Annotated in this window: 10 protein-coding genes; 6 read left to right on the top strand and 4 right to left on the bottom strand. The window is 63.5% G+C overall.

Annotated elements, in window-relative coordinates:
* Positions 1-176: 176 nt before the first annotated feature.
* Positions 177-1,499, bottom strand: a complete 1,323-nt coding sequence (gene mnmE, locus O7A70_RS15665; protein WP_337141150.1) for a tRNA uridine-5-carboxymethylaminomethyl(34) synthesis GTPase MnmE — start codon at positions 1,497-1,499, stop codon at positions 177-179.
* A 71-nt stretch (positions 1,500-1,570) separates the two neighbouring features.
* Here mnmE and O7A70_RS15660 point away from each other — a divergent pair, with 71 nt between their 5' ends.
* Entirely contained in the window at positions 1,571-3,634 is a 2,064-nt protein-coding gene (locus O7A70_RS15660; RefSeq protein WP_337141260.1) for a thioredoxin domain-containing protein, read from the top strand.
* A 66-nt stretch (positions 3,635-3,700) separates the two neighbouring features.
* Here O7A70_RS15660 and rho read toward each other — a convergent pair whose 3' ends face one another.
* From rho to hemE, 3 genes are all read right to left on the bottom strand, one after another.
* Positions 3,701-4,966, bottom strand: a complete 1,266-nt coding sequence (rho, locus tag O7A70_RS15655; RefSeq protein ID WP_027145740.1) for a transcription termination factor Rho — start codon at positions 4,964-4,966, stop codon at positions 3,701-3,703.
* A 165-nt stretch (positions 4,967-5,131) separates the two neighbouring features.
* Entirely contained in the window at positions 5,132-5,668 is a 537-nt protein-coding gene (gene hemJ, locus O7A70_RS15650; protein WP_337141148.1) for a protoporphyrinogen oxidase HemJ, read from the bottom strand.
* Positions 5,668-6,699, bottom strand: a complete 1,032-nt coding sequence (hemE, locus tag O7A70_RS15645; RefSeq protein ID WP_337141147.1) for a uroporphyrinogen decarboxylase — start codon at positions 6,697-6,699, stop codon at positions 5,668-5,670. The genes hemJ and hemE overlap by 1 nt, the downstream gene beginning before the upstream one ends.
* Positions 6,700-7,103: 404 nt before the next feature.
* On the opposite strand from hemE, the gene O7A70_RS15640 reads away from it, so the two are divergent.
* The 5 genes from O7A70_RS15640 to dnaQ all read left to right on the top strand — a co-directional run bounded on the left by O7A70_RS15640 (position 7,104) and on the right by dnaQ (position 11,157).
* A complete protein-coding gene (locus O7A70_RS15640; protein WP_337141146.1) occupies positions 7,104-7,925 on the top strand; it encodes a pyruvate, water dikinase regulatory protein in 822 nt (273 codons plus the stop codon).
* Positions 7,926-8,168: 243 nt separating this feature from the next.
* Positions 8,169-8,768: a Maf-like protein gene (locus O7A70_RS15635; protein WP_337141145.1), complete on the top strand. Its 600-nt coding sequence runs from the start codon at positions 8,169-8,171 to the stop codon at positions 8,766-8,768.
* Positions 8,761-9,615, top strand: coding sequence for a shikimate dehydrogenase (locus O7A70_RS15630; protein WP_337141144.1), 855 nt, complete (start codon positions 8,761-8,763; stop codon positions 9,613-9,615). Before O7A70_RS15635 ends, O7A70_RS15630 begins: the two co-directional genes overlap by 8 nt.
* Entirely contained in the window at positions 9,612-10,205 is a 594-nt protein-coding gene (gene coaE / locus O7A70_RS15625; protein ID WP_337141143.1) for a dephospho-CoA kinase, read from the top strand. Before O7A70_RS15630 ends, coaE begins: the two co-directional genes overlap by 4 nt.
* Before the next feature lie 223 nt (positions 10,206-10,428).
* Positions 10,429-11,157, top strand: a complete 729-nt coding sequence (gene dnaQ, locus O7A70_RS15620) for a DNA polymerase III subunit epsilon (RefSeq protein ID WP_337141142.1) — start codon at positions 10,429-10,431, stop codon at positions 11,155-11,157.
* Positions 11,158-11,173 lie beyond the last annotated feature (16 nt).

Here is an 11,173-nt window from a genome sequence, read left to right as displayed (position 1 = left end):
AGAGATCAGCGACACATGTCCCCGCGAGACGGGACTGTCAAGAAAACTTCCGCGCGACGTTTCACGTGAAACAGGGAAACCCTGCTTCTGTCCGCGTTTCACGTGAATCACGCCCCACGATGTTTCACGTGAGTCAATCGGAGCCCCTGCCAGTGACCATGCGTGTTTCACGTGAGTCATTTCCCGATGCAGAACTGGGAAAAGATCACGTCGAGCAAGTCTTCGACGTCGACCGCGCCCACGATACGACCCAGGTGGTCCGCTGCCAGACGCAGCTCTTCAGCGCGTAGCTCCTGTGGCGTCTCGTCATCGGCGGCGCGATGCAGATGCCGGTTCGCCGCGCCGAGCAACTCGACATGACGCAGCCGTGACGGCAGCACATCGCCGGCACCGCCGGCCGCCTGAGTGGCGCGGTGCCCGATCTCCGCCAGCAATTCATCCACACCCGTCCCTTCCACCACCGATATGCCAAACTCGTAGCGCCGGGCCGCATCGTAAGCCCCATTAAGCAAGTCGAGCTTGGTGCCGACGCGCAATGCCGGCGTCGACATCGGCATCGTACCGGCGTCCTTGGGGTCCGCGGCGTCCTCGAGCAACAGCAAGAGATCGGCGCGATCCGCCTTGGCTTTCGCCTTCTCGATGCCGATCGCCTCGATTTTGCCGGGCGCTTCCCGCAACCCCGCCGTGTCGGTCAACCTGACACGCAGACCTTGGAGATCGAGAACGACCTCCAGCAGGTCGCGGGTGGTGCCGGGTTCATCCGTTACAATAGCCGCATCGCGGCGCGCCAAGGCGTTGAACAGGCTGGACTTGCCGGCATTGGGCGCGCCGAGAATGACGACTTCGAAGCCGTCGCGGATGACTTCGGCGGCGTGGAATCCGGCAATGTGCCGGGCGATCTCCGATGTCATCGACCGAACGTCGGACCAGACCGCATCCGAAACGGAACCCGGCACATCATCCTCGTCGGCAAAATCGATCTCGGCTTCGATCATCGCCCGCGCATGGATCAGGCGCCGACGCCAGCCGAGATAAAGCTCACTCTGCGCGCCCTCGGCATTCTGGACGGCGAAGCGCCGTTGCGCTTCGGTCTCGGCGTTGACGAGATCCGCCAGCGCCTCGGTCTCGACGAGGTCGACCTTGCCGTTGAGAAAGGCGCGGCGCGTGAATTCTCCGGGTTCCGCGTGCCTGACGCCGTCAAATCCAGCAATTGTCTCCAACATTCTGGCCACCACGGCGCGGCCGCCATGAACATGGAACTCGGCGACGTCCTCGCCGGTGAAGCTGGCCGGCCCGGAGAAGAAGACAACCAGCCCGGTGTCGAGAACCGTTCCATCCGGAGCCTTGAGCTTGCGCAGCACCGCCGTGCGCTCCTTAACCATGCCACCGGCGATCGTTTCGAGAACGAATCGAGTCCGTGGGCCGGATATCCGCAGCACGGCGACCCCGGCCGGAAGCCGGCCGCTCGACAACGCCACGATCGAATCGCCTGAAATCATTTGCCCGCTCTACCGAACCGCCCTAGCTATCGTGTCATCACCCATCCCGAGTGCCTCGAAAGTTGGCCATTGTGACATTGCCCGCGCAAAACCTGCTTGCCGACGAGGCCAGCCCCTATCTGCAGCAGCACAGCGGCAATCCCGTACATTGGCGGGGATGGTCACCGGCATCGCTGGAAGAGGCAAAGGCGCTGGACAGGCCTATCCTGCTCTCCGTCGGTTACGCCGCCTGTCATTGGTGCCATGTCATGGCCCATGAAAGCTTCGAGAACGACGACGTTGCCGCCGTCATGAACCGTCTGTTCGTCAATATCAAGGTCGACCGCGAGGAGCGCCCCGACATCGACCAGATCTATATGGCCGCACTGTCCTCGATGGGCGAGCAAGGCGGCTGGCCGCTGACCATGTTCCTGACGCCCGATGGCAAACCGTTCTGGGGCGGCACCTATTTCCCGCGCGAGCCGCGCTATGGCCGGCCGGGGTTCATCCAGGTGATGGAAGCGGTCGACAAGGCCTGGCGCGAGAAGAGGGCGAGCCTGCACCAGAGCGCCGACGGCCTGACCTCCCACGTCGAGGCGCGGCTCTCCGCCACGCATTCCAAGGCGCTTCTCGATCGCGATACGCTGTCCGACCTCGCCGGCCGCGTCAGCGGCATGATCGACCGCGATCGCGGCGGCCTCGCCGGCGCGCCGAAATTCCCGAACGCGCCGTTCATGCAAACGCTGTGGCTGTCCTGGCTGCGCGACGGCAATGCCGCGCATCGCGACGACGTGCTCATCGGCCTCGAACATATGCTGAGCGGCGGCATCCAAGATCACATCGGCGGCGGCCTCAGCCGCTACTCGACGGACGCCGAATGGCTGGTGCCGCATTTCGAGAAGATGCTCTACGACAACGCCCAGCTCATCCGCTTCTGCAATTGGGCGCTTGCGGTGACCGGCAATGATTTGTTCCGGGTACGAATCGAAGACACGGTCGACTGGCTGCTGCGCGAAATGCGCGTCGATGGCGGCGCCTTTGCCGCCAGTCTCGACGCCGACAGCGAGGGCGAGGAGGGCCTGTTCTACACCTGGAGCAGGGAAGAGATCGAATCTGTCCTTGGCGATGATTCAGCGTTGTTTTTCAAGTACTTCACGCTTTCCAGCCCACCCGGCTGGGAGGGCAAGCCGGTTGTCCATCAAACCCTCTCCCAGCAAGCGCTTGGTGTGACCGACCGCGAACAACTGGTGCCGCTCAAGGCAAGGCTTCTTGCCGCCCGGGAAGAACGCGTCAGGCCTGGCCTGGACGCGAAGACCCTTACCGACTGGAACGGCCTGATGATCGCGGCACTCGCCGAGGCCGGCCGCTCGCTGGCACGGCCGGATTGGATCGAGGCCGCGGCAAAGGCCTTTGCCCATATCAGCGTCGCCAGCCGCGACAATCGCTTGCCGCATTCCATGCTTGGTATCCGGAAATTGTTTCCCGCTTTGTCGAGCGACTATGCCGCCATGACCAACGCGGCCATCTCGCTGTTCGAAGCCACGGGCGATTGGAACTATGTCGACAAGGCCAGCCGGTTCCTCGAACAGCTCGACCATTGGCACGCCGACGCGCAAGGCACCGGCTACTATCTGACCGCCTCGGACAGCACCGATGTGCCGATCCACATCAGGGGCGACGTCGACGAGGCCATTCCGTCAGCCACGAGCCAGATCATCGAGGCGCAGGTGCGGCTCGCCTCCGTCACCGGCAATCTCGATTTGCAGGAGAAGGCGTGGAAAACCGCCGAGCACGCCGCCGGCCGAGCCGCGCACCAGGCCTATGGCCAGGCGGGCATCGTCAATGCCTGCGCGCTTGCCATCGAACCGCTGAAACTGGTCGTCGTCGACGACCCGGAAGATCAAAAACTCGTTCCGGTCGTTAATCGAAACCCTGATCCCCGCCGCGTCGACATTGTCGTGCCGATCGGTACGGCGGCGAATCGACCCTTGTTGCCCGGCGGAATTCTGCCGCCGACCAACCGGCGCGGCGCCTGGCTGTGCACCGGCCAGGTCTGCCTGCCGGTGGTTGCGGATCCCGATGAGCTGGATGGGTTGTTGCGCAGTTCGTCATCCTATGGCGCAGCAAGCAGCGACGCGACGCACCGCGGACCATAGAACGTCACGGGCTGGATCCTCGGGTCAAGCCCGAGGATGACGAAGAGAAAGCCCGCCTCGCTTCGATTATGTATTCATCGAATCGAAGAAATCGCCGTTGGTCTTGGTCTGCTTCAGCTTGTCGATCAGGAACTCGATCGCGTCGGTGGTTCCCATCGGCGCCAGGATACGGCGCAGTACGAAGATCTTCTGCAGGTCCTGACGCGACACCAGCAGGTCTTCCTTGCGGGTGCCGGACTTGAGGATGTCGATGGCCGGATAGATGCGCTTGTCGGCCACCTTGCGGTCGAGCTGGATTTCGCAGTTACCGGTGCCCTTGAACTCTTCGAAGATGACTTCGTCCATGCGGCTGCCGGTGTCGATCAGCGCCGTGGCGATGATGGTGAGCGAGCCGCCTTCCTCGATGTTGCGGGCCGCGCCGAAGAAGCGCTTCGGGCGCTGCAGCGCGTTGGCGTCGACACCGCCGGTCAGCACCTTGCCGGATGACGGCACGACGGTGTTGTAGGCGCGGCCGAGGCGCGTGATGGAATCCAGCAGGATCACCACATCACGGCCGTGCTCGACAAGGCGCTTGGCCTTCTCGATGACCATTTCGGCGACCTGGACGTGGCGCACCGCCGGTTCGTCGAAGGTCGAGGAGATCACTTCGCCCTTCACCGAGCGCTGCATGTCGGTCACTTCTTCCGGACGCTCGTCGATCAGAAGCACGATCAGATAGCATTCCGGATGATTGGCCGTGATCGAGTGCGCGATGTTCTGCAAAAGCACCGTCTTGCCGGTACGCGGCTGTGCGTTGATCAGCGCGCGCTGACCCTTGCCGATCGGCGCCACCAGGTCGATCACGCGAGGCGATATGTCCTTGCTGGGCGGATTGTCGACCTCCATCTTCAGCCGCGAGGTCGGATAGAGCGGCGTCAGATTGTCGAAGTGGATCTTGTGGCGGATCTTTTCGGGATCGTCGAAATTGATCGTGTTGACCTTGAGCAGTGCGAAATAGCGCTCGCCCTCCTTCGGGCTGCGGATCGGTCCTTCGACCGTATCGCCGGTCTTCAGCGAAAAGCGCCGGATCTGCGACGGCGAGATGTAGATGTCGTCGGGACCCGGCAGATAGTTGGCATTGGCGGAGCGCAGGAAGCCGAAGCCGTCCTGCAGCACCTCGACCACACCGTCACCGATGATTTCGATGTCCTGGGCGGCGAGCTTCTTCAGGATCGCGAACATCAGCTCCTGCTTGCGCATGACGCTGGCGTTCTCGACCTCGAGCGATTCGGCATAAGCGATCAGCTCTGGCGGCTTCTTGTTCTTGAACTCGGTGAGTTTCATTTCTTGCATTAGACGGACTCTGGGTAGGCTTTGGGGAAAAGATCGGCGGGATGCGACAAATGCCGGGCGCGGCCGAAAGCAATGACGGGCGGCGCATGACGGGAAGGAAGACCCGTCTTGTATCGTCGGTCGGCTGAAAGAGCAAGCCGCCTTTTGAGCGGGTCCGATGAAGCCTCAGAAGGGCTTCACGACGACCAGGATCACGATTGCGATCATCAGCAATGTGGGGATCTCGTTGACGATCCGCCAGTGCCTTGCCGGTTTTTCGTTGCGGTCCTCGGCGAATTTGCGCACCGCGGCGGCCAGATAGCCGTGAATGCCAGACAAGATCAGCACCAGGCCGATCTTGGCATGCAGCCAGCCGCCCTGGAACGCAAAGATTTTCCAGGCCAGCCACAGCCCGAACACCCAGGTGAGGATCATCGCCGGATTGATGATGCCGCGCAGCAGACGCCGCTCCATCACCTTGAACGTCTCGGATTGAACGGAGCCCTTCTCCGCGTCGACGTGATAGACAAACAGGCGCGGCAGATAAAGCATTCCGGCCATCCAGGAGATGACGGCGAGGATATGGATCGCCTTTGCCCAGGGGTAGAAGCTTTCCGGTGCGAAGAAAAACAAAAGCGCGGTGAGAACGATCATGACAGCGATACCAATGACCATGCGCTTCATCGCCTGGCCGGTGCTATTGGTGTTGCCTCTGTCAGTCATCAGCGTGCCGCGCTCCGCACCTGTTTCACCATCGCCTCGACATGCGCCACCGGCGTGTCGGGCGTGATGCCGTGGCCGAGATTAAAGATCAGCGGCCCGTCTCCCAACGCCCGAAGGATCGCCGCGACGCCGTCGGACAGCGCCTGGCCACCGGCGACCAGCCGCAACGGATCGAGATTGCCCTGGACGGCTCCCTGCCGCTGCAACGCCTTCGCTGCCTCGAGCGGCACCGTCCAGTCGATGCCCAGCCCCGTCACCCCGGTCTTCGAGCGATAACTCTGGTAGCGGGCTCCGGCGCCCTTGGGAAACCCGATGATCGGCACGTCGGGATGGACGGCCCGAACTTGCCTGACGACCTCTGCGACCGGCTCGACGCAGAACTGTTCGAATGTAGCATCGTCGAGCACCCCCGACCAGGAATCGAATATCTGCACGACGTCCGCGCCGGCCTCGATCTGGCGGATCAGGTAGGAAGCCGAATGGTCGGCGAGCACTTTCAGCAGCTGTCGAAACGCCGCCGGCTCGCGGTAGGCGAACAGCCGCGCCGGCGCCTGGTCCGGCGTACCGTGGCCGGCGATCATATAGGTCGCCACCGTCCAAGGCGCGCCGCAAAAGCCGATCAGCGTCGTCTCGTCGGGCAATTTCGCCCGCAGCCGGCGAAGCGTCTCGTAGACCGGTTCGAGATTCACGTGAAACATGTCGCTTCCCAGCGCCGGTATCTCCGCCGCTGAAATTGGTGTCAGCAGCGGTCCGCGCCCTTCCTCGAAGCGCACGTCGCGGCCAAGCGCATGGGGAACGACAAGGATGTCCGAGAACACGATCGAAGCGTCGAAGCCGAAACGCTCGATCGGCTGCAGCGTCACTTCGACGGCAAGGTCGGGGTCGTAGCAGAGATCAAGGAACGAACCGGCACGCCTTCGCGTCTCACGATATTCCGGCAGATAGCGCCCGGCCTGGCGCATCATCCAGAGCGGAGGAGGAAACACCGTCTTGCCCTTCAGGACATCCAGCATGATCCGTCTTGCAGGCATCGAGCGCTCGCCTCTCCCGGCTTCCTCTTAATCAAATATCTTATTTTAAAAGAGTCTTCTGATTCTAAGAGTCTGTTGGTTGTGGTGGTTGTCACCTGTCCCGCTTTGGCCGCCAAAACGCCAGCAAGCATATTGTCGCGCACTGCCGATCGCGGTTTGCAGGGTTCTGGGGACAATCAGGAATCTCGCAGGGGAGTCAATGCGCTAGATCGACCGCCCTCGAGACCTGCACTGTGGACGAACGAAAGGCAAAGCGCTTCGTCCACGGACTTGTCCCCAACCGTCCGGCGAAGCTGACAGCGCATCGAATTGTGGACAAACCGGCATCTGATACAGTCGCCGTTCGCCGGCATGCCTGCCCGTTCGATCTTATCCACATCCGCCCACAGCCCCAGGTGACCCCTGTGAACAAACCCCAGAGCTTCTTCCACCTGCATCTGATTTCCGACGCCACGGGGGAAACGCTGCTCGCCGCCGGCCGCGCCGCTTCGGCGCAGTACAAGGATGCGCGCGCCATCGAACACATCTACCCGCTCATCCGCACCGAAAAGCAGATAGCCAAGGTGTTCGAGGACATAGAGGAGGAGCCGGGCATCATCCTCTATACGGTGGTCGACCAGAAGCTGGCGCACGGCATCGACGAACGCTGCGCGGCCATGGGCCTGCCTTGCGTGTCCGTGCTGGAGCCCGTGCTGACCGTCTTCCAGTCCTATCTCGGAACGCCGGCCGGCCGCCGCGTCGGCGCCCAGCATGTTCTCGACGCCGAATACTTCCGGCGCATCGATGCGCTCAACTTCACCATGGACCATGATGACGGCCAGCTGCCGGGAAACATGGATGACGCCGATGTCGTGCTGATCGGCATTTCGCGCACCTCGAAGACGCCGACCAGCATCTATCTCGCCAACCGCGGCATCAAGACCGCCAACATCCCGATCGTGCTCGGCGTGCCGGTGCCCGAAAGCCTGGTCAACGCCAGGACGCCGCTGATCGTCGGATTGATCGCCACTGCAGAGCGCATATCGCATGTGCGCCAGAACCGCATCCTTGGCAATTCGAGCAGCTACGTGCCGACCGACTATGTCGACCGCGCCGCCATCAACGAGGAGCTCGCCTATGCCCGCCAGATCTGCATCCGCCATGGCTGGCCGATGATCGACGTCAGCCGCCGTTCGATCGAGGAGACGGCGGCGGCGATCGTTGCCCTGCGGGGAAAGACGCGCTAGGGCAGACGAGAGCAGTGAGCATCCCGTAGCGCACCCCTCATCCGACCTCGCTTCGCGAGGCCACCTTCTCCCACAAGGGGAGAAGGAAGAACGCGGCGCCATCGTATCCGCAAATACCGCCAGGTGGCGATTTGCAGCGGCGCCCGCGCAGGACTTCCCTTCTCCTCTTGTGGGAGAAGGTGGCCGAGCGCAGCTCGGACGGATGAGGGGTGCGCGACGGAACACCAACCCTGGTGAGTCAGCATGACAGAAAAAATCATCCTCGCTTCGGGCAGCCCGTTCCGCAAGGCTATGCTGGTCGATGCCGGCGTCGACATCGAGGCGGTTCCCGCGACGCTGGACGAGCGGGCGCTGGAAGCCCCTTTGCAGGACAGCGGCGCCTCGCCCGTGGACGTCGCCCTGGTGCTCGCCGAAGCCAAGGCCACCGAAGTCAGCGAGCGCCGGCCCGGCGCGCTGGTGCTCGGCTGCGACCAGACGCTGTCCTTGGGCGACGAGGTGTTCCACAAGCCCGCCGACATGGAGGGCGCGCGCCGCCATCTCCTGGCGCTGTCGGGCAGGACCCATCAGCTCAACAGCGCCGCAGTGCTGGTGCGCGACGGCAAGGTGCTGTGGCGCCATGTCGGCATCGCCTCGATGACCATGCGCAAGCTCGACCCCGCCTTCATCGGCCGGCATCTCGCCAGGGTGGGCGCCAAGGCCTTGTCGAGCGTCGGCGCGTATCAAATCGAAGGCGAAGGCGTCCAGCTGTTCGAAAAAATCGAAGGCGACCATTTTACCATTGTCGGCCTGCCACTGCTGCCGTTGCTGGCGGAACTCCGTACCTTGGGAGCCATCGATGGCTGAGGCAATGATAAAGGCCTTCGTCACCGGCCATCCGATTAAACATTCGCGCTCGCCGATGATCCACGGCCACTGGCTGGCCAAGCACGGCATTGACGGCAGCTACCAGGCGATCGACGTGGCGCCGAGGGATTTCGCCGATTTCCTGGCGAGCATGCAGGCCAACGGCTATCGCGGCGGCAACGTCACCATCCCGCACAAGGAGGCGGCCTTTGCCCGGGTCGCGCGCCGCGACCATGCGGCGGACGAGATCGGCGCCGTCAATACGCTATGGCTCGAGGACGGCACTTTGTGGGGCGGCAACACCGACGGCCATGGCTTTGCCGCCAATCTCGACGATTACGCCGCGGGCTGGGCGGCCAATGGCCCGGCCGTGGTGCTGGGTGCCGGCGGCGCTTCCCGTGCCGTTGTCCACGCGTTGAAAGAGCGCGGCGTCGGTGATATCCGCATCGTCAACCGTACGCTTGCCCGGGCAATTGAATTGCGCGACCGCTTTGGCGCCGGCGTTTCGGCGCACGAAATGGCCGCGACCGCCGAATTGTTGGGCGACGCCGGACTGCTGGTCAACACCACCGCGTTGGGCATGCAGGGCAATGAGGGTCTGCCCGCCGACCCCACGCTGCTGCCCGACCATGCCGTGGTCAACGACATCGTCTACGTGCCACTCGAGACCCCGCTGCTCGCCGCCGCACGGGCACGGGGGCTGAAGACGGTCGACGGGCTCGGCATGCTGCTCAACCAGGCGGTGCCCGGCTTCGAGCGCTGGTTCGGCGTCAGGCCGAAGGTTACCGCTGAGCTCCGCGCGCTCATCGTTGCCGATCTGGTGCCCAAATCTCCGGTGTCGAAATGATCGTGCTCGGCCTCACCGGCTCGATCGGCATGGGCAAGTCGACGACGGCCAAGATGTTCGCCGAGGCCGGCGTGCCGGTGCATGATTCCGACGAGACGGTGCATCGCCTCTATGCCGGCAAGGCGGCCTCCTTGGTCGAGGCCGCCTTTCCCGGCACCACCGTTGGCGGAAGCGTCGACCGCGCAAAACTCGCCGCCCGTGTGTTCAGCGATGCGGCGGCCTTGAAAAAGCTCGAGGCCATCATCCATCCGCTGGTCCGCGCCGATGCCGATGCCTTTCTGGCCGGGCATCGTAACGCGGGCGAATCGATCGCGGTCCTCGACATCCCGCTGCTGTTCGAAACCGGCGGCCGTGGCCGGGTCGACAAGGTCGTCGTCGTCACCGCGCCGGCCGAAGTCCAGCGCCAGCGCGTGCTGGCGCGGCCAGGCATGAGCGAGGAAAAACTGGCGTCTATCCTGGCCAAGCAGGTGCCGGATGCCGAAAAGCGAAGGCTGGCCGATTTCGTCATCGACACCGGCCAGGGGCTGGAGGCCGCGCGTGCCGCGGTCGCGGCGATTGTTGCCGAAATCAAGGGGGGGTCTGGCCGCTGATCCCTTCCCTTCTCCCCTTGTGGGAGAAGGTGGCCTCGCGAAGCGAGGTCGGATGAGGGGTGCTCCAGCTTGGCACCGACGGCACTCCGTCACCCACCCCTCAACCGTCTCGACGCTGCGCGCCGATCCACCTTCTCCCACAAGGGGAGAAGGAAAAAGAGGCATTGCCCATTGCCATTTTGTTCCGGTCTGACGATTCTGCTTCCAGGAGCGACCTGATTCGATGCGTGAGATCATTTTCGATACGGAAACCACCGGCCTCGATTCGCGCGACGACCGCGTGATCGAGCTTGGCGGCGTCGAGCTGGTCAATCGTTTTCCGACCGGCAGGACCTTCCATCACTATATCAACCCGCAAGGCCGTGCGATCCACGCCGAGGCGCAGTCCGTGCACGGCATCAGCGCGGCCGACCTCGCGGGCAAGCCGAGCTTCGCCGAAATCGCCGAGGAATGGCTGAAGTTCACGGAAGGCGCCAAGCTGGTTGCCCACAACGCCACGTTCGATATCGGCTTCCTCAATGTCGAATTCGGCCGGCTCGGCCACCCCCCCGTTGATAACGGGCTTGTCGTCGACACGCTGGCCCTGGCGCGCCGCAAGCACCCGATGGGTCCCAATTCGCTCGACGCGCTGTGCCGGCGCTACGGCATCGACAACACGAAGCGCACCAAGCACGGCGCCCTGCTCGATTCCGAATTGCTGGCCGAGGTCTATATCGAGCTGATCGGCGGCAAGCAGGCGGCGCTGATCCTCGACAGCGCAAGCGCACCGGCCCAAGGCGGCGACAATGTCCGCCAGATCGAAATCATTGTCGCCGAACGACCGGCTCCGCTCGTGCCACGGCTGACCGAAGCAGAGCGCGCGGCGCATGCAGCCATGGTCGCCACGCTCGGCGAAAAGGCGCTATGGCTGAAAGCCTCTCCCCAGGAAGCAGCCCAGGCGCTGTCCTCATAGAGCCATCCGAGAAGCG

Origin of the sequence: Mesorhizobium sp. Cs1299R1N1, assembly GCF_037179655.1 — a bacterium.
GTDB classification, from domain to species: domain Bacteria; phylum Pseudomonadota; class Alphaproteobacteria; order Rhizobiales; family Rhizobiaceae; genus Mesorhizobium; species Mesorhizobium salmacidum.
The sequence above is the reverse complement of the archived record's forward strand: the minus strand, read 5'-3'. Positions and strand labels throughout refer to the sequence as shown.

Bases quoted from the DNA above. Each gene is read 5' to 3' on its own strand.
- mnmE (WP_337141150.1), bottom strand. From the start codon at position 1,499: ATGATTTCAGGCGATTCGATCGTGGCGTTGTCGAGCGGCCGGCTTCCG.
- rho (WP_027145740.1), bottom strand. From the start codon at position 4,966: ATGCAAGAAATGAAACTCACCGAGTTCAAGAACAAGAAGCCGCCAGAG.
- hemJ (WP_337141148.1), bottom strand. From the start codon at position 5,668: ATGACTGACAGAGGCAACACCAATAGCACCGGCCAGGCGATGAAGCGC.
- hemE (WP_337141147.1), bottom strand. From the start codon at position 6,699: ATGCCTGCAAGACGGATCATGCTGGATGTCCTGAAGGGCAAGACGGTG.
- O7A70_RS15635 (WP_337141145.1), top strand. From the start codon at position 8,169: ATGACAGAAAAAATCATCCTCGCTTCGGGCAGCCCGTTCCGCAAGGCT.
- O7A70_RS15630 (WP_337141144.1), top strand. From the start codon at position 8,761: ATGGCTGAGGCAATGATAAAGGCCTTCGTCACCGGCCATCCGATTAAA.
- coaE (WP_337141143.1), top strand. From the start codon at position 9,612: ATGATCGTGCTCGGCCTCACCGGCTCGATCGGCATGGGCAAGTCGACG.
- dnaQ (WP_337141142.1), top strand. From the start codon at position 10,429: ATGCGTGAGATCATTTTCGATACGGAAACCACCGGCCTCGATTCGCGC.